At 70.6% G+C, this 19,339-nt stretch carries 16 protein-coding genes; 8 read left to right on the top strand and 8 right to left on the bottom strand.

Annotated features, from left to right (window positions below):
- The first annotated feature begins 149 nt into the window (after positions 1-149).
- Both B7K22_RS06750 and B7K22_RS06755 read left to right on the top strand, forming a co-directional pair.
- Entirely contained in the window at positions 150-1,451 is a 1,302-nt protein-coding gene (locus B7K22_RS06750; protein WP_234983338.1) for a multidrug effflux MFS transporter, read from the top strand.
- Between the two features lie 9 nt (positions 1,452-1,460).
- On the top strand, positions 1,461-2,063 hold the full coding sequence (locus B7K22_RS06755) for a DJ-1/PfpI family protein (RefSeq protein ID WP_084039185.1): 603 nt from the start codon (positions 1,461-1,463) through the stop codon (positions 2,061-2,063).
- A gap of 15 nt (positions 2,064-2,078) precedes the next feature.
- Here the strand turns inward: B7K22_RS06755 and B7K22_RS12220 are convergent, their stop codons facing one another.
- On the bottom strand, positions 2,079-5,033 hold the full coding sequence (locus tag B7K22_RS12220; protein WP_084039186.1) for a sigma-70 family RNA polymerase sigma factor: 2,955 nt from the start codon (positions 5,031-5,033) through the stop codon (positions 2,079-2,081).
- Between the two features lie 174 nt (positions 5,034-5,207).
- Here B7K22_RS12220 and B7K22_RS06765 point away from each other — a divergent pair, with 174 nt between their 5' ends.
- The gene (locus B7K22_RS06765; protein WP_084039187.1) at positions 5,208-5,978 is read left to right on the top strand and encodes a hypothetical protein; all 771 of its coding nucleotides are present in this window, start codon (positions 5,208-5,210) and stop codon (positions 5,976-5,978) included.
- A gap of 84 nt (positions 5,979-6,062) precedes the next feature.
- Here the strand turns inward: B7K22_RS06765 and B7K22_RS06770 are convergent, their stop codons facing one another.
- The 5 genes from B7K22_RS06770 to B7K22_RS06790 form a co-directional block, all read right to left on the bottom strand.
- Positions 6,063-6,479, bottom strand: a complete 417-nt coding sequence (locus tag B7K22_RS06770; RefSeq protein ID WP_084039188.1) for a heat shock protein transcriptional repressor HspR — start codon at positions 6,477-6,479, stop codon at positions 6,063-6,065.
- Between the two features lie 57 nt (positions 6,480-6,536).
- Complete coding sequence (locus B7K22_RS06775; protein ID WP_084039189.1) at positions 6,537-7,508, bottom strand: DnaJ C-terminal domain-containing protein; 972 nt, start codon at positions 7,506-7,508, stop codon at positions 6,537-6,539.
- Between the two features lie 29 nt (positions 7,509-7,537).
- Positions 7,538-8,200 (bottom strand): nucleotide exchange factor GrpE, encoded by a 663-nt coding sequence (grpE, locus tag B7K22_RS06780; RefSeq protein ID WP_084039190.1) that lies wholly within the window; start codon positions 8,198-8,200, stop codon positions 7,538-7,540.
- Between the two features lie 65 nt (positions 8,201-8,265).
- The gene (gene dnaK / locus B7K22_RS06785) at positions 8,266-10,137 is read right to left on the bottom strand and encodes a molecular chaperone DnaK (RefSeq protein ID WP_084039191.1); all 1,872 of its coding nucleotides are present in this window, start codon (positions 10,135-10,137) and stop codon (positions 8,266-8,268) included.
- 249 nt (positions 10,138-10,386) lie between these two features.
- Complete coding sequence (locus tag B7K22_RS06790) at positions 10,387-10,842, bottom strand: Lrp/AsnC family transcriptional regulator (RefSeq protein ID WP_084039192.1); 456 nt, start codon at positions 10,840-10,842, stop codon at positions 10,387-10,389.
- 94 nt (positions 10,843-10,936) lie between these two features.
- Between B7K22_RS06790 and B7K22_RS06795 the strand changes: the two genes are divergently transcribed.
- The 4 genes from B7K22_RS06795 to B7K22_RS06810 all read left to right on the top strand — a co-directional run bounded on the left by B7K22_RS06795 (position 10,937) and on the right by B7K22_RS06810 (position 16,460).
- Complete coding sequence (locus tag B7K22_RS06795) at positions 10,937-11,383, top strand: rhodanese-like domain-containing protein (RefSeq protein ID WP_084039193.1); 447 nt, start codon at positions 10,937-10,939, stop codon at positions 11,381-11,383.
- Positions 11,384-11,733: 350 nt separating this feature from the next.
- Complete coding sequence (topA, locus tag B7K22_RS06800) at positions 11,734-14,376, top strand: type I DNA topoisomerase (protein WP_084039194.1); 2,643 nt, start codon at positions 11,734-11,736, stop codon at positions 14,374-14,376.
- A 195-nt stretch (positions 14,377-14,571) separates the two neighbouring features.
- Positions 14,572-15,102, top strand: a complete 531-nt coding sequence (locus tag B7K22_RS06805) for a sigma-70 family RNA polymerase sigma factor (protein WP_159448792.1) — start codon at positions 14,572-14,574, stop codon at positions 15,100-15,102.
- Positions 15,099-16,460: a hypothetical protein gene (locus B7K22_RS06810; RefSeq protein ID WP_084039196.1), complete on the top strand. Its 1,362-nt coding sequence runs from the start codon at positions 15,099-15,101 to the stop codon at positions 16,458-16,460. The genes B7K22_RS06805 and B7K22_RS06810 overlap by 4 nt, the downstream gene beginning before the upstream one ends.
- Before the next feature lie 245 nt (positions 16,461-16,705).
- On the opposite strand, the gene B7K22_RS06815 is transcribed toward B7K22_RS06810, so the two are convergent.
- Entirely contained in the window at positions 16,706-17,395 is a 690-nt protein-coding gene (locus B7K22_RS06815; protein ID WP_084039197.1) for a DUF998 domain-containing protein, read from the bottom strand.
- Positions 17,396-17,551: 156 nt separating this feature from the next.
- Between B7K22_RS06815 and B7K22_RS06820 the strand changes: the two genes are divergently transcribed.
- Complete coding sequence (locus B7K22_RS06820) at positions 17,552-18,559, top strand: Gfo/Idh/MocA family protein (protein ID WP_084039198.1); 1,008 nt, start codon at positions 17,552-17,554, stop codon at positions 18,557-18,559.
- Positions 18,560-18,608: 49 nt separating this feature from the next.
- Here the strand turns inward: B7K22_RS06820 and B7K22_RS06825 are convergent, their stop codons facing one another.
- Positions 18,609-19,229, bottom strand: coding sequence for an SGNH/GDSL hydrolase family protein (locus tag B7K22_RS06825; RefSeq protein ID WP_084039199.1), 621 nt, complete (start codon positions 19,227-19,229; stop codon positions 18,609-18,611).
- Positions 19,230-19,339 lie beyond the last annotated feature (110 nt).

Genomic DNA, 19,339 nt, shown 5'->3' on the forward strand with positions numbered 1-19,339 from the left:
CGAGAGCATTCCCCATCCTGGCTTTACTTACCAGACGGTAGGGAATAGCATGAACACGTCGGCGCTGACAGGTGTCGCCGGCTTCCTCTCTGCAGGCTCGGCAGTCCTGTCTCAGCGCCGCAGCCCCGTCTTCCAGAGAGTGCACCCCTGTGTCTTCCGATCTTCATGCCCCGTGCGGCACGCCCGCGTCCGAGGTCCCGGCCCCGCGCGCGCCCGAGCCAGCAGCGACTGTCGCGCAGGCGTTCGGTCGCACCCTGAGCCGAGCGGACAAGCTCAAGTACATCCTGGTGCTGGGTGCGCTGGTGGCGCTCGGGCCGTTCACGGTCGACCTGTACCTGCCCGCCTTCCCTGACGTCGCCGCGGACCTCAGCGTGAGCGACGCCGCCATCCAGCTCACCTTGACGGCCACCATGGTCGGCTTCGCCCTCGGCCAGCTCGTGGTTGGACCGCTGTCCGACGCGCTCGGACGGCGCAAGCCGCTGCTGATCGCCACCGCCATCCACATCGGCGCGTCCGTCGCGGTGGCCTTCGCGCCCACGGTCGAGCTGGTGATGGTCGGCCGCGTGCTGCAGGGCATCGGCGCGGCCGGCGCCGGCGTGGTCGCGATGGCCATGGTGCGTGACCTCTTCGGCGGTCAGCAGCTGATCCGGATGCTCGCCCGGATGGCCCTCGTCACGGGACTGGCCCCGGTGGCGGCTCCGGTGATCGGCTCGCAGCTGCTGAACGTCATGGAGTGGCGCGGCATCTTCGCCGTTCTCGCCGCGTACGGCGTGGTGATGATCGTGGTCGCGGCGTTCCTCATGGTGGAGACGATGCCGGAGTCGAGGCGCGGTCGCTTCGAGGCCGCTGCCGTCGCCGCGCGCTACCGCCATCTGTTCCGCGACTCGGCCTTCGTGGGCATCGCCATCGTCGGTGCGATGTCGTTCACGGCGCTCTTCGCCTACCTGTCAGCCTCGTCGTTCGTGCTGCAGGACTTGTTCGGCCTCACCCCACAGCAGTACGGCCTGGTATTCGGCATCAACTCGATCGGCCTGGTCGTGTGCAGCCAGGTCTCGGCGCGTCTCATGCGCGTGCTCCCGCCTCGCTCCGTCACCACGCTGGGCCTGTCCATCCAGGCTGCCGGCGCACTCGCGCTGCTCGCATCCGGGCTTCTCGACACGGGCGTCATCCCAGTGCTGATCTCGCTGTTCTTCGTGGTGGGGCCGCTGGGCCTCATCATGCCCACGGTCCAGGTGACGGCGCTCGCGGGCCACGCCGAGGAGGCCGGCACGGCCGCGTCGCTGATCGGCGCTCTGAACATGGGCGTGGCGGGTCTGGCGACGCCGCTGATCGGTCTGGGAGGAATCTCGGTGACCTCCATGGCTGTCGTGATGATCGGCGCCTTGGCGGTGGCGAACGCTTCGCTGTGGCTCGTGGTGCGTCCGCGTGCCTCCGCCGAGGTCGTGGCCTAGCCTGGCGCCATGACGAGCATCGGCATCCTGGTCTTCGACGGCTTCGATCTCATTGATGCGGGCGGACCGTACGAGGTCTTCCTGACCGCCTCGCGGCTCGTGGAGCGCGACGGCGACGAGCCTCCCTTCACCGTCGAGCTGCTCAGCCCCGATGGCTCCGACGCCATCGCCTACGGCGGCATGACCCTCACCGGCCTCGCCGATGCGCGGATCGCCCCCTCGTTCGACGTGGTCGTGGTGCCGGGCACCATCGACGTCGAGGCGGCGCTGGCAGACGAGGTGCTCGAGGAGGCGGTTGGCGCGCTCACCGGCGCGGCCGGGCTCACGACCTCGGTGTGCACGGGCGCCTTCCTGCTCGCGCGCGGAGGACTCCTGAGCGGCGTGCCCGCGACCACCCACTGGGAGGACGTGGACGCGCTGCGAGCGGCGGGGGTGCCGGGCGCCGTCGGCGGGGTGCGCTGGGCCGATGCGGGATCGGTGATCACCAGCGGCGGCCTGACTTCGGGCATGCACATGGCGCTGCATGTGGTCGCGCGGATCGCCGGTGTTGACCTTGCAGAGCGCACGGCGCGACAGCTCGACCTGGACTGGAGCCCCGAGCCGGCTCGCTGACGAGGAGCGCTGACGCTACGGGCGGGTGTCCGCGATCGTGACCGCGATCGTGCCGATCAGGAAGTTGTCGCCCGTGGTCTTGACGGTGAGCGTGTGGACGCCCTCGGGACGGCTGGTCTTGGGCTCGAACGGCTTGGCGTCGACGCCCATGGTGTTGGCGTAGGTGGAGCCGAACGCGTGCGAGTCGCCGGCGTTGTCTGGCACGGAGTGCCCGCTCTGACGCATTCCCTTGAAGACGTCGCCGCCAAGGTCGACGGTGTCGCCGGAGAGCGCGCGGTCGGTCTCGTAGGCGGTCCACGACAGGCTGACGTCCGAGCGCTCGAGCAGGTCGATCTCCTTGACCACGGGCGCGCTGGCCGAGACCCAATGCGGTCCCTCGAACAGGGTCACCTGGGAGCTCTCGTCGAGGGTGGGGTCCTCGTAGATGACCGTGAGCGTGAAGCCCGCGTAGTAGGTGGGGTCGCTGTCGGTCCGCGTGGCACTGACGGCGATATCGGCGAGCGCGTAGGTGCCGGAGCCCGCGGCCTTCACGACCGCCGTGACGTCGGTGCGCGAGACGTAGTACTCGCGATTGCCCTGCGTGAGCGTCGAGACGTCGTCAGCCGCCACGGACGCGTACGCACCGCCGGGGACCTGGAACCGCGCGCTTGCGAGCGAGCCCTGCCAGTCGTCTCCGCCGAACGACGCGACGCGCGGCAGAGCCCGGTTCGCCGACCACTCGAGGTAGGCCTTGGTGACGGTGGCTCCTTCGGGGATGTCCACCGCGGTCGTGCCGGAGACCCGATCTCCATGTGCCGAGTTCAGCGGGACCATCACATAGTTGTTGTTGTCGAGAGGCAGACCAGAGAGCTCGCGGGGGCCCGTGTATCGCTGGGCCTCGAGGCACGTGCCCTGGGTCGGATCGCACGTGAGGAGCGGCGCCCCGAACTGAGCGACTCCCAGCCCGCCTCGACCCGTGAAGATTGGATCGAGTCCGTCGTCGATCTCTGTGATCGAGGTCCTCACCGAGTACTCCACCCGCTGGTCGCCCGACGCGACCATGAACGTCGTCCGAGCGTCGTCGGCGAGCTTCCCTTCCGGCAGGCGGACGTCGAGGTCGAGCTGGGTGCCCGCGCCCCCATCGAGCCCGTCGAGGGTGCAGTCGACCACGGTGTCGTCATCGCTGAGGGAGCATTCCCAGTCTCCTGCGGTGAACGTGTCGCCGGTGGCCTGCGCCATCACGAAGTCCAGCGAGCCCACGTCGGGCACGGAGAACGCGCCGGCCCCTGTGCTCGCGGGAGCGAACGCGAGTCCCGCAGGCAGCGTGATGGTCGCCGCGACGTCCTCGGCGCTGCCGTCGCCATCGTTGGCCACGCTCATGCCGATGCGTGGTGCGGTGCGCGACAGCGCGATCACGTTCAGCGGCGCCTGGCCGATCGAGAGGATGGCGCGCCCGCCAGTGCCGGAGCCGGAACCAGAGCCAGAGCCCGAGCCCGAGCCGGAACCAGAGCCCGAACCGGAGCCAGAACCGGAACCCGAGCCAGAGCCCGAACCGGAGCCCGAACCCGAGCCAGAGCCAGAACCGGAACCCGAGCCAGAGCCAGAGCCGGAACCAGAGCCAGAGCCGGAGCCGGAACCCGAACCGGAGCCCGACCCCGAACCGTCACCGACAGGCGAACCCCCGCCGGTCCCAGGGTCGCTGCTCGCCCCGGAGCCTGTGCTGGAGTCGTCACTGCTCAGCCCATAGATCACCGTACGGGCACGCGGCTCGGGGTCGCTGCCAGCGCTCGACGATGGCGCCTGCTCCTGAGGATCCGCGGACGCGCTGGGCGAGGGCGACGGCGTGGGGGTCAGCGTGGGCGCGGCGCCAGGCTGGCCCTCGGAACCGCTGCGTGTCTCCGAAGGTGAGGGCGAGGGCTCGATGGCCACGGCATCGGCCTCGTCACCGGTCTCGCCGGCTGGCGCGAACACCCCCAGGGCGCTCGCGCCGTTGATCGCGAGCGCCACGACGCCGATCGCGGCGGCCGTCGGAAGCGCGACGCTCGCCAACGCGCCCAGGGCGCCGGCGAGACCTGCGGCGCCAGCGGTGGCGCCCGCGCCCATCGCGCTGCCCGCCGCCCCGGTTCCGCCTGCCGTCGCGCCCGCACCGGCGGTCGCCTCGGGTCCGAAGACGCCGCCGATCGGGAGCCCACCCTCGAGCGCTCCCACGCCGACGGCGCCCATGAACAGCGGCGCGATGATGCCGCGCATGCCGCGGTTGACGTCCTCGAGCTCGGCGACGAGCGCCCCGCACCGCTCACAGCCCTGGACGTGGCCGTCCACCTTGCCGTACTCGCGCTTGGACAGCCCGCCGCGCACGTAGGCGCCCAGCTGGGCGTTCGCCTCGAGGCAGCCGATCTCCTCCGAGGTGTTGAGGTGCTGCTGGAGATAGGCCTGTCGGAGGGCCTCGCGGGCGCGGTACGACAGCGCGGCGACCCCGTTGGCCGTGAGGCCCAGCAGGGGAGCGATCTCCTTGGCGGTCTTCTTCTCGACCTCGCTGTACCAGAGCACGGCCTGCCAGCGCTCGGGGAGGGACTTGAACGCCTCGGCGACCATGCCGTGCTCGAAGCCGTCGAGCGCGGGCTCGTCGGATGCCGCCTGGTAGCCGATCGACGACTCGTAGGGCGACATGTCGTCGCGAGGCTTGGTGCGGATGCCCTTGTCGATGATGTCCATGCCGGTGCGGCGGACGATCGTGAACAGGTACGCGCGGAAGGCGAGATCCGGCCCGTCGCCGCGCTGCAGCGCCCGGAGCACGCGGGAGAAAGACTCCGAGACCACGTCATCGATGTCGCTCGCGGCGTTCGTGTACTGGGCGGCGACCTTGCGCGCGGCCCCCACGTGGCGCTCGTAGAGCACGCCGAAGGCTGCCGCATCGCCAGCACGAACGCCGGCGATGAGCTCAGGATCGCTGGACGTCTCCGTCCACAGCGCGATCGCCTCCGAGCTCATGGGCACATCCTCCTCCCACGACCATTGTCAGGGCTTCCCTATCTTCCCTGGGTTCAGAGGGGGTGGGCAAGAGTGGGGGTTGGGGAATTGGTCACACTTGCCCCACTTCGCGCTTCGTGAAGAAGTTCTCGCGAACTCGCGTCATAGGCGAGTGTGATGTGCGTCTCATCTGGCATGAGCAACGACACCCAGGTCCCCGGCAACGGGCAGGCCGCGCTTCTCCAGCGTTGGGAGAGCGCGAGCATCACCACGGTGTGGTTGCGTCCTGGCGATTGGTACACCCCTGCGGCGGAGGCGCTCGCGGAGGCGCTCGAGGCTCGACTCGACACGGCGCCGGCCGCCTTCCGCCTGGGTCAGGCCCGGTCGGGGGCGGGCGTGGGCATCACGGAGGCGATCGACGACATGGCGGTGCTGTTCAAGGCCGCTGGGTTCGAGGCGGCGCCCATCCGGTCCATCCGCGCTCTGTGCGAGGGTTGGACCGCGGGTTCGGAGCCGCTGCTCGAGGCGCCGGTGATGACAGATGCGGAGTCGGGCCTGGGAACCCCGGAGTACCTGGTGCAACGCCTTGCGGAGGTCTACGGGACGGCAGGGCGCCTGGGCGTCGAGGTCTCGACCACGCACGCCCTGGTGATGGTCGACGTCTCGGTGGAGGCGACGGACCCTTGGCAGCGCATCGCGCGCAACGCCGCGGCCGGCGAGGCGCTGCGCGGCGCCTACGGCGTGGGCCATCCGATGGCGCGCATGGGAGACGGACTCTATGCCGTGCTGGTGGAGCGCGGCGCCACGTTGGGGACGGGCATCGCGTCCCTGCGCGACCACATCTCTGATCGTGCGCAGGCGATGAAGGGTGGCAACCTCATGCGCCAGCCGCCGCGGGTCTGGATCGAGTCGCTTCCCGGCACACACTCTTTCGCGAGCGACCTTGTGGAGTCGTTGCAGCGATAGTCCCGGCGATCCCGGGAAGGGAGGGGTCTGGCACCGAGCTGAGGGCGGTGTCAGACCCCTTCCGTCGGAGTTCCTCGCCGCGGCTCAGTCTTGGGCTCGCGCGCTCCACAGCACGAGCGAGCGGCCCTCGTCGCGGGAGACGCGGCGCCCGCGCTCGACGATCACGACGGACCCCGAGGGCCCGGAGGTGAAGACCCGCGAGCCGGTGTCCGCGCGCGGCCGGAGCTTGCGCACCTCGTCCTGGAGACGGTCGACCTGCTTCTGGAGGGTCAGGATGCGCGCGATGCCAGCAAGGTTGATGCCCTCGTCCTGGCTCATGCGCTGGATCTCGCGAAGCGTGGCGACGTCGCGCAGCGAGTAGCGCCGGCCTCCGCCCGGGCGCCGCCGCGGGATCACGAGCCCCAGCCGGTCGTATTGGCGCAGGGTCTGGGCGTGCATGCCGGCGAGCTCTGCGGCTGCGGAGATGAGGAAGACGGGCTCGTCGACGTCAGGCTGCTCCATCAGGCTCGCCTCCTCTCCTCACGTGCCACCGTAGACCCGGTGCGCCGCGCATCGGCGCTACTTGGCCGCGTCCTTGTAGTAGTCCTTGCGGGGATCGTCCTTGGCGGTGTGCAGGGCGAAGGCCTGCAGCGCCTCCTTGGCCTTGCGCGCGAGCTTGCTCGGCACGTCGACGGTGATGGTGACCAGCAGGTCGCCCTGCCCGTCCTTGGCGGCGAGACCGCGACCCTTCACGCGCAGCACCTTGCCCGACGGCGTGCCCTCGGGGATCTTCACGCGAACGCGATCTCCGTCGAGAGTCGGCACCTCGACGGTCGCGCCCAGCGCGGCCTCGTCGAAGCTCACCGGCAGCGTCGCGAGCAGGTTGCGCCCGTCCGTGGAGAACACAGGGTGCGGCGCCACGTGCACGGTCAGGATCAGGTCGCCCGCTGGGCCGCCGTTGCTGCCGGGCCTGCCCTTGCCGCGGATGCGGATCTTCTGGCCGTTCTTGACGCCCACCGGCAGGCGCGTGGTGATGTCGCCCGTGCCGGTGCGCAGGGTGATCGTCTCGCCGGCGGCGGCCTGACGGAAGCTGACCTCGGTGGCCGCGGCGATGTCGCCGCCCTGCTGCGGTCCCTGGCGGAAGCCGCCGCCGAAGAGGTTGCCGAGCATGTCCTCGAAGCCCTGGGCGCGGTACTGCTGGCCGCCCGGCGCTCCGCCGGGACGAGCACCGGCGCCCGCGCCGCCGAACATGTTCGAGAACACGTCCTCGAAGCCCGCGCCGCCCGGTCCGCCGGCCTGGAAGCGCGGCCCGCCACCGCCCATGGTGCGGATCGCGTCGTACTGCTGACGCTGGTCCTTGTCGGACAGCACGCCGTATGCCTCGCCCACCTCCTTGAAGCGGGACTCGGCGGCCGCGTCCCCGGGATTGCGGTCGGGGTGGAGGTCGCGCGCGAGCTTGCGATACGCCTTCTTGATGTCCTCCTGGCTCGCGCCCTTGGGGACGCCCAGCGTGGCGTAGAAGTCCTTGGAGAACCAGTCCTGGCTCGTCACTGCGCGCCTCCTTCCAGGCGGGTCGGGGTCTACTCGGGCTGGGCGACGATGACCCGCGCGGCGCGGATCACTCGTTCGCCGATGCGGTGGCCGGGCTGCGCCACGTGCTGGACGGTGGGCTCGGTCACCTCGGTCGAGGGCTGAGACATGAGTGCCTCGTGCACCTGCGGGTCGAAGGGCTCGCCGGCCGCACCGAAGCTGGACCACCCGAGGCGACCCAGGGCGTCCTCGAGCTTGGTGGTGATCGACTTGAACGGGCCGTCCGCGTCGAGGTCGCCATGCTCGCGCGCGCCGGCGATGTCGTCGAGCACGGGCAGCAGGCCCTCGATCACCTTGGAGACGGCGAGCTCGCCCGCGGCCTCGCGGTCGCGATCCACGCGCTTGCGGTAGTTGACGTACTCGGCCTGGAGGCGCTGGAGGTCGGCGAGGTGCTCGGCGGCCTTGGTGTATGCGGCGTTGAGCGCGTCGTCCGCGCCCTGCTCGTCCGCGCTGAACTCGTCGGCGGCGGCGTCGCCCAGGCCCTCGGCTGCCTCGTTGACGATGCGCTCGGCATCGGCCAGCGGGTCGGTGTCCTGTCCCGCGTCGGCGCCCTCCGCCTGCGGGGCGGCGTCGTTCTGCTGTGCGTCGACGCCGTCGCGCTGCGCGGCGTCGTTCTCGTCGTTCGGATCGGGGGTGGGGTGCTGGTCGGTCATGGTGAGCCTTCCCGTGAGAGGAACGCGGCGGCGGGGCGGGCACTGCCCGCCCCGCCGCGGGCGCGTTACTTCTTGTCGTCCTCGTCGTCGACGATCTCGGCGTCGACCACGTCGTCCTCCGCCGCATCGGCGGGCTGCTCGCCCGCCGGAGCGTCGGACGCGGAGCCAGCCGCCGCATCGGCCTGCTGGGACGCGTAGACGGCCTCGCCGATCTTCTGCGCCTTCTCCACGAGCGTGTCGTGCTTGGCCTTGATGTCGGCGACGTCGTCGCCCTCGAGCGCGGTCTTGACGTCCGCGATCGCGGTCTTCACCTCGTCCGCGACCTCGGCAGGAACCTTGTCCTCGTTCTCGGACAGGATCTTCTCCGTCGAGTAGGCGAAGGTCTCCGCGTTGTTGCGCGTCTCGGCGTCCTCGCGGCGCTTCTTGTCCTCGTCCGCGTGCTCCTCGGCGTCCTTGACCATGCGCTCGATGTCATCCTTCGACAGCGCCGAGCCGCCGGTGACCGTGATCGACTGCTCCTTGCCCGTGCCGCGGTCCTTCGCGCCCACGTGCACGATGCCGTTGGCGTCGATGTCGAACGTGACCTCGACCTGGGGAACGCCGCGAGGGGCCGGTGCGATGCCGCTGAGCTCGAAGGTGCCCAGCAGCTTGTTGTCGCGGGCGAACTGGCGCTCGCCCTGGTAGACCTGCACCAGCACGGAGGGCTGGTTGTCCTCGGCGGTCGAGAAGACCTCCGACGACTTCGTCGGGATCGCGGTGTTGCGCTCGATGAGCGTGGTCATCACGCCGCCCTTGGTCTCGATGCCGAGGCTCAGCGGGGTGACGTCGATGAGCAGCACGTCCTTGCGCTCACCCGAGATCACGCCGGCCTGGAGCGCGGCACCCACGGCCACCACCTCGTCAGGGTTGACGCCCTTGTTGGGCTCCTGGCCGCCGGTGAGCTCCTTCACCACGTCGGTCACGGCGGGCATGCGGGTCGAGCCGCCGACGAGCACCACGTGGTCGATGTCGGACAGCTGGATGCCGGCGTCCTTGATGACCTGGTGGAAGGGCTCCTTGGTGCGGTCGATGAGGTCCTGCGTCATCTGCTGGAACTGGGCGCGGGTGAGGCGCGTGTCCAGGTGCACGGGGCCGTTCTCGCCGATCGACAGGTACTGGAGCGAGATGTTGGTGCTGGTCGCGCTCGACAGCTCCTTCTTGGCCTGCTCGGCGGCCTCGCGCAGGCGCTGCACCGCGGACTTGTCCTTGGCGAGGTCGACGCCCTCGGTGTTCTTGACCTCCTTGATGAGGTGGTCGACGATGCGCTGATCCCAGTCGTCGCCGCCCAGACGGTTGTCGCCGGCGGTGGCGCGGACCTGGATGGTCGAGAAGTCGTCCTCGTCCTTGCCCACCTCGAGGAGGGACACGTCGAACGTGCCGCCTCCCAGGTCGAAGACCAGGATGAGCTCGTCCTCCTTGCCCTTGTCGAGGCCGTAGGCGAGGGCCGCCGCGGTGGGCTCGTTGACGATGCGCTGGACCTTGAGGCCCGCGATCTCGCCGGCGTCCTTGGTGGCCTGGCGCTCGGCGTCGTTGAAGTAGGCGGGGACGGTGATGACGGCCTCGGTGACCTTCTCGCCCAGGTACTCCTCGGCGTCGCGCTTGAGCTTGCCGAGGATGCGCGCGGAGATCTCCTGCGCGGTGTACTTCTTGTCGTCGATCTCCTGCGACCAGTCCGTGCCCATGTGGCGCTTCACGGAGGTGATGGTGCGGTCGACGTTGGTGACGGCCTGGCGCTTGGCGATCTCTCCCACCAGGACCTCGCCGGTCTTCGAGAACGCGACCACCGACGGGGTGGTGCGGGCGCCCTCGGCGTTCGCGATGACGGTGGGCTCGCCGCCCTCCAGGACGGTGACCACGGAGTTCGTGGTGCCGAGGTCGATGCCTACTGCTCGTGACATGAGGTGTCCTCCTTCTGGTGCGGCCCTGACGGCCGCGACGTCTGCCGGCTCGGGAGTTGAGCCGCCTACACTCAAGTATCCGCGCTCCGGCTCGGGTGTCAAGTTGAGGCGGACAAACGTGAGTGAAGCAGGCTCAAGTTTGCTGGCGAGCGTGCCTCGAAAGGGTCAGCCGCCGTCGGGGCACTCGCGGTCATGCGGATGGCCGTGCCGCTCTCGTACGCCGACGATTGGCCGTTCGTCTCCTGACGGTCAGCTCGCCGGCGTGACGGCGCGGCGCGGCAGGGGGCTCGAGTACACGATGTTCGTCGTGATCGCACCCAGCTGGCCGATGCGCGCCGTGGTGTCCTCGAGCGCCGCCATCGATGGCGAGGCGACCTTGATGATGAAGCAGTCCTCGCCCGTCACGTGGTGCACCTCGAGGATCTCGGGCGTGCGGTCGATCAGGTCGTAGAACGGCTGGTACTTGGTGCTGGGATAGCGCAGCCGCACGAACGCGAGGATCGCGTGGCCCACGCTCGCCGGAGCGACCACGGCCGCGTAGCCGTCGACGACTCCGCGCTCCTCGAGGCGCCGCACCCGCTCCGTCACGGCGCTCGCGGACATCGACACCCGCCCGGCGAGGTCGGTCATGGAGAGCCTGCCGTCGGCCTGAAGCGCGGACAGAATGGCGCGGTCGGTGGAGTCGAGCGTGAGATCAGCGGCCATGGCCCCACCATGCCTGCGCGATCCTCGGCGAGTCAACGGAAACGGCACGGATTCTTCCTTCCCGGCGCGGCAGCGGCTCTCTAGCGTTGACACCATGAACGCCGCCGCCGACCACTTCCGCGCCAAGCTCGCCTTCGAGACCGACCCGTCGGACGTGCACGCCGCGCTCGAGTCCGGCGAGCCGGGCTTCGTGCTGATCGACACCCGCGACCAAGCGGCATGGAACCAGGGCCATGCCCGCGGCGCCACGCACATGCCCAAGCCCGAGATGCCCGCGCGCATCCCGACCTACCCGCCCGGGACCGCGTTCGTCGTGTACTGTTGGGGTCCGGCCTGCAACGGCGCGACCCGGGCCGGGCTCATCATCGCGGAGCTGGGCTACGCGGTGCGCGAGATGATCGGCGGCTTCGAGTACTGGGCGCGGGAAGGGCTGCCGGTGGACGCCGTCGTGGCTGGCGCTGTGGTCGATGTCACGCGCGCGCCGGATCCGCTCACCGCACCCGCGCCCGTGAGCGGCGCCCGCATCGCGTGCGACTGCTGACCACCGCGCACCTATCTCGCAGGTGAACTGCACGGCCGGTCCGTCGCTGAACGGGCGGCGCCGCATGGCTGCGCACTCCATCTGTGACGTCTGTGCGTGCCGAGAGCACGGCGCTGAGGCGCGGTAGGCGCGGCGACGAGGCGCCTACGAAACGGCGACGGCGCGCCGACACCGCCGCGACCCGGCACCAACTCACCCTGGCCGCTCGACCCAGTACGCGCATCGGCGCTGTGAAGGAGTCGCCCGTAGGGCGGCCCCTGGTCCCGGTCGACACCCGGCAGACCGTATGTATTCTGTGAGCGTCCCGCACCCCTGGAGCCGCCGGGATTCCGCCACGAAAGTAGGACCGCATGCCCCGCAAGCTCGTGATCGTCGAGTCGCCCACCAAGTCGAAGACCATCGGTGGCTACCTCGGCGACGACTACGAGGTGGTGTCCTCGATCGGCCACATCCGGGACCTGCCCAACCCGCGCGACCTGCCGGCGGAGAAGAAGAAGGGGCCGTTCGGCAAGTATGCCGTCGACGTCGACAACGACTTCGAGCCCTATTACATGGTGTCGCCGGAGAAGAGGAAGACCGTCGCGGAGCTCAAGCGGGCGCTCAAGGACGCGGACGAGCTCTACCTCGCCACTGATGAGGACCGCGAGGGCGAGGCCATCGCGTGGCACCTGCTCGAGGAGCTCAAGCCCAAGGTGCCGGTCAAGCGCCTGGCCTTCCACGAGATCACCCGCGAGGGGATCGAGCGCGCGCTCGCGGCGCCGCGCCAGATCGACATGGAGCTGGTGGAGGCGCAGGAGACGCGTCGCATCCTCGATCGCCTGTATGGCTGGGACATGTCGGATGTGATGCGCCGGAAGGTGGGCCAGGGTTCGAGCGCCGGCCGCGTCCAGTCGGTGGCGCTGCGCCTCGTCGTGGACCGGGAGCGCGAGCGCATGGCTTTCCGCTCGGCGGAGTACTGGGACCTCACCGCGACCTTCACCGCGACCGCTGGAGCCGATGCGGGGGTCGCCTTCGTCGGGCGCCTCACCCGGGTGGACGGCAAGCGCGTGGCGTCGGGCAAGGACTTCGACGACCGCGGCGTGCTGACCAACGACAAGGCGCACCACGTCACGGCGGGCGAGGCCGCCGCGCTGGTGTCGGGGCTCGCGCACGCCACCTTCACCGTCGCCGACGTGTCCTCGAAGCCGTACAAGAAGCGCCCGGCCGCGCCGTTCATCACCTCCTCGCTGATCCAGGAGGCCTCGCGCAAGCTGGGCCTGGGGGCGAAGCAGGCCATGGGCGTCGCGCAGGCGCTGTACCAGCAGGGCTTCATCACCTACATGCGCTCCGACTCCCCGTCGCTGTCGGGCGAGGCGATCCGAGCGGCGCGCTCGCAGGCGATCGACCTGTTCGGGCCGGACGCCGTGCCGTCCAGCCCGCGCATCTACGCCTCCGCGGACTCGAACGCCCAGGAGGCGCACGAGGCGATCCGCCCCGCGGGCGACAAGTTCCGCACGCCGGACCAGCTGCGCACCCAGCTGCGCGGCGACGAGTTCCGCATGTACGAGATGATCTGGAAGCGCACCCTGGCATCCCAGATGGCCGATGCGGTGGGCACCACCTCCACCATCACCGTGGAGGCGAAGTCCTCCGGCGGGCATCGGGTCGAGTTCTCGAAGTCCGGCACCATCCTCACCGCCCCCGGCTTCCGTGCGCTGTACATCGAGTCCAAGGAGGCCGCGCGCTACGAGGACGAGTCCGGCAAGCAGCCGGGCGACGGCGACGAGCGCCTGCCGCAGGTCGCGGCCGGGCACGCGGTCGACGCCTCGAACCTCGAGCCGCTCACTCACGTCACGAACCCGCCGCCGCGCTTCACGCAGGGCGCGATGATCAAGGAGCTCGAGGACCGCAAGCTCGGGCGCCCGTCGACGTACGCGTCGACCGTGGACGTCATCATCAACCGCGAGTACGTGCGGGTCGACAAGAAGCAGCTGGTGCCCACGTGGCTCGCGTTCTCGATCGTGGGGCTTCTCGAGGAGCACTTCCCCACGCTCGTGGACTACGGCTTCACCGCGGACATGGAGGCAGGGCTCGACCGCATCGCCTCGGGTGAGCGGTCCATGAAGGACTGGCTGCGCGAGTTCTACTTCGGCGGGCCGGACGCGCCCACGGAGGGCCTGCGCGAGCTGCTCGACAACCTGGGCGAGATCGACGCCCGCGCGGTCAACACCTTCGAGATCGGCGACGGGATCGCGGCCCGCAACGGGCGCTACGGTCCCTACATCGAGCGCGACAAGGACGGCGAGCAGCAGCGCGCGTCCATCCCGGACGACCTCGCGCCCGACGAGCTCACGGTCGCCAAGGCCGAGGAGCTGTTCGCGAACCAGGGCGGCGACGAGCGCACGTTGGGGGAGCACCCGACGTCGGGCCACCCGATCGTCGCGAAGGGCGGACGCTACGGTCCGTACGTGACGGAGGTGCTGCCCGAGGACGCCAAGGGCAAGCCTAAGACGGCGTCGCTGTTCAAGGAGATGTCGCTCGAGACCGTGACGCTCGAGGACGCACTCAAGCTCATGAGCCTGCCGCGCGTGGTGGGCGAGGACCCCGAGTCCGGCGAGGCCATCACCGCGCAGAACGGCCGGTACGGCCCGTACCTCAAGAAGGGCACGGACTCGCGCACGCTCGAGTCGGAGGACCTGCTTCTCACCATCACGCTCGACGAGGCGCTGGCCATCTACGCGCAGCCCAAGCGCGGCCGCGGTCGCCAGGCGGCGCCGCCGCTCAAGGAGCTGGGCACGGATCCCGTCAGCGAGAAGCCCATCGTGATCAAGGACGGCCGCTTTGGCGCCTACATCACCGACGGCGAGACCAACGTGACCATCCCGCGCGACGAGTCGATCGACGCCATCACCCCCGAGCGCGCCGTCGAGCTGCTCGCGGAGAAGCGCGCCAAGGGTCCGGCCAAGAAGCGCAAGCCCGCCGCGCGCAAGAAGGCCGCGCCCAAGAGGAAGTAGTGCGCGCATCGGCCCCACTCCCACCTCCGACACTTCCGAACAATCCTGAGCCGACACGCTGAACCCGACCCGCGCATCGGCCCGGCGCGACGGCGCGCCGCCGCGAGAATGTTCGGAACTGTCTGAGCGGGGCGCGGGCTGACCGCAACCGTTTCCTCGCGCCGCCCGTTCATGTGGCGAGAGGAAGGGGTGACCGTGGCCGATGACCTGCTGACCGCGACGCTCGAGAGGGCGTCCGGGCGGCTCGCCGCCTACGGCTACCTGCTCACGGGGTCGCAGCATGCGAGCGAGGACCTGGTCCAGGACGCCCTGGTCAAGGTGTTCGTCAAGCGTCGCCGCATCCCCAACGCCGCCGCGGCAGAGGGCTACGTGCGGGCCGCGATGCGGACGCTGCACGTGGACAGGCTCCGCAGGGAGCGGCTGTGGCGTCGAGAGGCGCCCGGCCAGGTGGTGCGGGAGGAGGCTCCCGACCATGCCGAGGCCATCGCGACATCGGATGCCGTGGCCAGGGCGCTCGACGCCCTCGCGCCGCGGGAGCGCACCGCCGTGGTGCTGCGCTACTTCGACGACCTCACGCTCGCCGATGTCGCCGGGGCGATGGGTCTCGCGACGGGCACGGTGAAGCGCTATCTCTCGGACGCCCTTGACCGCCTCGCGGTGGAGGTGGGCCACGACGCCTTCGAGACGGAGCGCGTCGCCGTGGTGGAGACGGAGGAACGGTCATGAATCTGCATGATGAGCTGGGACGCGTGGGCGCCGATGCGACCGCCGGGTCGAGCGAGCGACTCACCTCGGTCGAGACGGCCGATGCGCTCGGGACGCGGGTGCGACGTGGCCGTCGCCGTCGAGCGGCAGCCGGTGTGGGCTCGGTCGCGGCCGTCGCCCTGGTGGCGGTGGGCGTGTGGTCCGTGCTGCCAGGGTTCGGTGGCGCGCTCGAGCCCGCTTCCTCGCCGTCGCCGTCCTCTGAGGGCGACGCGGTGTCCGACGGTCGCGCCGAGCTGCGCGCGCCGGAGGGCGACTCGTACCAGGCCTTCGTGGTGCCTGAGCCCGACGTCGGGTGCGCGCCGTTCGGGGACCTCGCGGCGGCTGGCGCGCCGCACGAGCAGTCCGTGCAGTATGAGGTCGAGCTTCCAGGAGTGGCGGATCGGCTCACCGGAGAGCTGTGGGGAGCCGAACCCGTCCTCACTCTGCCAGCCGCGTACGAGCCGTGGTACGTGGGCCTGGACGCCTGGCTGGTCGCCGACGTCGTCAGCGCCGGCATCCAGGACCCGCACCTGGAGTGGACGTCGCTGAGCGTGGGCGGCTGGGCACTGTCCCCTGGCGGCGTCGACGCCGTCCACGGAGCGGACTGCGCCTACGTTCAGCCCATCCCCAAGGTCGAGGGCGCGATGTTCCTCGTGCTCGATGGCGTCGACCAGCAGAGTGTGAGCGAGGTCGCCCCTGATGCGTACTGGTCGTTGCCCGCTGACGGCCTGCAGACCTGGGTGTATCTGGGCGAGGCCGCGCCTGGAGGGGCGACCGAGGGCGGCGAGCCGGTCGAGGAGCCGTCGTCCGAGGAGCTGCCCGCTCTCGGCGAGGAGGGCTACCTGACACAGGCGCTCGGCGCGCGCCCGTGGACCGGCGGCCTCGGGTGCTCGGCGGTTCTCGATGGAACCGCGGGCCCCGGCAGCGATGGCGAGACGCTGTACGACGTGGTCATCCCCAGCTGGCTCGAGACCGGCCGTCTCTACGGCTACGGGAACGATGCACTCGTGGGGGGCTACCCGATCCCGGTGATGCCGGGCATGTCGGGCGAGCTGGCCCGCACGGATCCGGACGAGGCGCGGCTGGTGCTGCGCGACGGCGTGGGCGCGTGGGTGTTCAGCGTGGCGTGGTCCGAGCGCGACGACCTGCCGCACGATCCCGAGGCGCTGTTCGTCGAGCTGAACCAGATCTGGGACTGCGGCAGCGGCGACCTGATCGAGCCCGGCAGCTATGCGGCCACGCTCATCCGACCGGGGGCCGACGGCCTCGAGGCGCTCGACCTCACCCCGATCACCGTGGTCGACGGCGTCCCCTCGATCCCCGAGCTCGACGAGGGCTGAGCCCCGCGAGAGCCGAGGGCCATCGCGGGCCGGGGCGCCAGGGGGACCCGGCCCGCGCATCGGCCGTCCTGCGCCGCCGCCGCGTCGCACTCGACTCGACACTCCCGAACATCTCCATTCCGACACGCGGCACCGCAGCCTGACGCGAGGCCCCTGACGCGGTGCGTCGGGTGCGCGGATGTTCGGGAGTGTCGATCGAGGCCTGCGAGAGGTGCGGGGTGGCGGGTCAGGTCGGAGGCGCTCCGTCAGGACGTCGGCGGTCCCCAGACGCCCGAGCGCGGCTGCGGCACGCGGGCGAACTGCCAGCCCAGCCACGCGAGCCAGCCCGGCATCACGATCATCGTCACCAGGCGCTGCCACCAGCCGAACCCGTCGCCGACGGTCTCGGCCCAGATGGTGAAGGTGAGGAACAGCGCGAGGGTGACGAGCGCGAACCACAGGTTGGGCGTCGCGAGCGAGCGCCACGTCGACGTGCGGCGCAGCACGACCGCCGCAGCGATGCCGAACGCGATGGGCCCAGCGAACGCGAACAGGCTGCCGATCGTGTGAACGGCGCCCTCGGTGGTCTCGGGTGCCATGAGATCGTCGGTCCGCCAGATGCCGGCCACCAGCAGTCCGGCTCCCGCGACGAAGGCGAAGGCCGTCAGCCAATGCTGCCCGCGCACGTCGCGCAGGGTGCGAGCGAACGCGATCCCGATCGCCATCCATCCGAACGCCAGCACGATGAATGCCGACTGCATGAGCCACTCCGACTCGCCGCGCGCGTAGTTCGACACGTAGGCGCAGCACGGCGCGAGGTCGTCGCGGATCCAGTGGAACGCGACCGTCACGGCGACCCAGTAGAGGGCTGCGCCCATCGCGGCCCACCCCAGGGCGCCCGCGGCCAGCGGCACGTCTCCGCGCACGGGACGGGTGGCGGTGCTCGGCTCCGTCATGGTGGCCTCCTCGCAGGGTCTTCCCTGGTTCCCACGGTACTCCGTGCGCGCCGAGGAGGTCCCCTTGGCGCGTCGGCTCCAGCGCACCGCCCGGCCGCTCACGTCCGTCGCGCGTGACCATGAGGTGGCGACGCCGCTCCTCGCTAGGCTGGCGCCATGACGACACCGACGCCGCAGTCCGCGCCCGCCATCCGCTGGGGAATCCTCGGGGCGGGCGGCATCGCCCACAAGATGGCCGACGCCATCGAGAGCCACACGGCCTCGAGCGTGGTGGCCGTCGGTTCGCGCACGCCCGGCAAGGCGCAGGCCTTCGTCGCGGACGTGGGCGCCGGTCGCCCCTACGGCTCCTACGAGGAGGTCGTCAGCGATCCCGACGTCGATGCGGTGTACGTCGCCACCACCCACAACGACCACCACGAGCCTGCCCTGCTCGCGATCGAGGCCGGCAAGCATGTGCTCGTCGAGAAGGCGTTCACGCAGAACACGGCCCAGGCGGAGATGGTGATCGAGGCGGCGCGGGCGAAGGGCGTGTACCTGATGGAGGCGATGTGGTCGCGCTTCCTTCCGCACCGCGATGCCTTGCGCGCGGTGATCGAGCGCGGGGAGATCGGCGATGTCATCGCGGTCCAGGCCGATCACGGTCAGCACCTCGCGCACGTCGAGCGGATGTTCCGTCCTGAGCTGGCGGGCGGCGCGCTGCTGGACCTCGGTGTCTATCCCATCTCGTTCGCGCACGACATCCTGGGCGTGCCGGAGGACGTCGTCGCGGTGGGCCAGATGCGCGACACGGGCGTGGACAACCAGGTGTCGATGGTGTTCCGCTACCCGGGTGCGCAGGCGACGCTGCACACCACGATGGAAGCGCGCACCGGCTGCACCGCCGTCATCTCCGGCACGGAGGGCCGCATCGAGGTCGCGGACACGTTCTATGCGCCCACCACGTTCACGGTGAAGCGGCACGACGGCACCTCGTGGACGTTCGATGGCCGCATCCCCAACGGCTTCCAGTACGAGGCGGCCGAGGTGGCACGCGGCATCGCCGCGGGGCGGACCGAGTCCGAGATCCTGCCGCTCGACCAGACGCTCGAGATCATGCGCATCATGGATGAGGTGCGCGACCAGATCGGGCTGGTCTACCCCAACGAGCGCCAGCCCGCTCAGTAGCGCCGATGCGCGGGCTGGCTCCCGCAGGGCGGCGTCCGTCAGGCGGCGCTCAGGACCCGCCCAGCACATTCGAGGTGAGCTCCGCGATGACGGCATGGCCGTCGGCGTTCGGATGCCCGCCGGCCGACACCAGCTCGGGTCGTCCCTCCAGCGGGTCGCCCAGGTCGAAGTACACGGCTCCCACCCTCTGCGCCTGCTCCTGCACGATCGCGTTGAGCGCCTCGGCGTCGTAGCCCGCGCCGGCCGACAGCGTGCCGGTGACGTAGATCTTCGCATCAGGGAACGTCTGGTCGAGGGTGAGGAAGGTCGCGTGCACGGCGGCCTCGATCTCGCCGAGCGTCCCGCCCAGGTCCGCGAGGCCTCCGGAGACCACGATCACGTCAGGGTCCTCCTCGAGCACGCGGTCCACACGCTCGCGGTATGTGGTCTCGCAGGTGTCGCCCGTGGTCACGTATCCCGAGCCGTCGCACCCGGCATTCACCTCGCGCCAGCCGAAGTGCTGCGACACGAGGGTGGGCCAGCGGCTCGCGGCCTGGTCGTCCGGCAGGGCCGCACCCACCGTGTCCGCGTCGCCCAGGAAGATGGCGGTGGGCGGCTCGGGGTCCGGGGCGCACGCGGCCAGCGGTGCGACCACCATGGCCACCGCCACCGCTCCCCAGCGAACGCGCATGCCTGCTCCCCTCACCCTTAGGTCTACTCCCGCGCGAGCGCCGAATCCAGATCCGTGTGGCGTGTTGCACTCGAAAGGGCAGCAGGACGGCGATGGCGCCGGCCCCGACG

The sequence above is a fragment of the Demequina sp. NBRC 110053 genome (assembly GCF_002090095.1).
Lineage (GTDB): Bacteria > Actinomycetota > Actinomycetes > Actinomycetales > Demequinaceae > Demequina.

What these genes read in the sequence shown, in the direction of transcription:
- dnaK (WP_084039191.1), bottom strand. Translation starts at nt 10,137, where the DNA reads ATGTCACGAGCAGTAGGCATCGACCTCGGCACCACGAACTCCGTGGTC.
- B7K22_RS06825 (WP_084039199.1), bottom strand. Translation starts at nt 19,229, where the DNA reads ATGCGCGTTCGCTGGGGAGCGGTGGCGGTGGCCATGGTGGTCGCACCG.
- B7K22_RS06770 (WP_084039188.1), bottom strand. Translation starts at nt 6,479, where the DNA reads ATGGAGCAGCCTGACGTCGACGAGCCCGTCTTCCTCATCTCCGCAGCC.
- B7K22_RS12220 (WP_084039186.1), bottom strand. Translation starts at nt 5,033, where the DNA reads ATGAGCTCGGAGGCGATCGCGCTGTGGACGGAGACGTCCAGCGATCCT.
- topA (WP_084039194.1), top strand. Translation starts at nt 11,734, where the DNA reads ATGCCCCGCAAGCTCGTGATCGTCGAGTCGCCCACCAAGTCGAAGACC.
- B7K22_RS06815 (WP_084039197.1), bottom strand. Translation starts at nt 17,395, where the DNA reads ATGACGGAGCCGAGCACCGCCACCCGTCCCGTGCGCGGAGACGTGCCG.
- B7K22_RS06765 (WP_084039187.1), top strand. Translation starts at nt 5,208, where the DNA reads ATGAGCAACGACACCCAGGTCCCCGGCAACGGGCAGGCCGCGCTTCTC.
- B7K22_RS06795 (WP_084039193.1), top strand. Translation starts at nt 10,937, where the DNA reads ATGAACGCCGCCGCCGACCACTTCCGCGCCAAGCTCGCCTTCGAGACC.
- B7K22_RS06790 (WP_084039192.1), bottom strand. Translation starts at nt 10,842, where the DNA reads ATGGCCGCTGATCTCACGCTCGACTCCACCGACCGCGCCATTCTGTCC.
- B7K22_RS06820 (WP_084039198.1), top strand. Translation starts at nt 17,552, where the DNA reads ATGACGACACCGACGCCGCAGTCCGCGCCCGCCATCCGCTGGGGAATC.
- B7K22_RS06810 (WP_084039196.1), top strand. Translation starts at nt 15,099, where the DNA reads ATGAATCTGCATGATGAGCTGGGACGCGTGGGCGCCGATGCGACCGCC.
- B7K22_RS06755 (WP_084039185.1), top strand. Translation starts at nt 1,461, where the DNA reads ATGACGAGCATCGGCATCCTGGTCTTCGACGGCTTCGATCTCATTGAT.
- grpE (WP_084039190.1), bottom strand. Translation starts at nt 8,200, where the DNA reads ATGACCGACCAGCACCCCACCCCCGATCCGAACGACGAGAACGACGCC.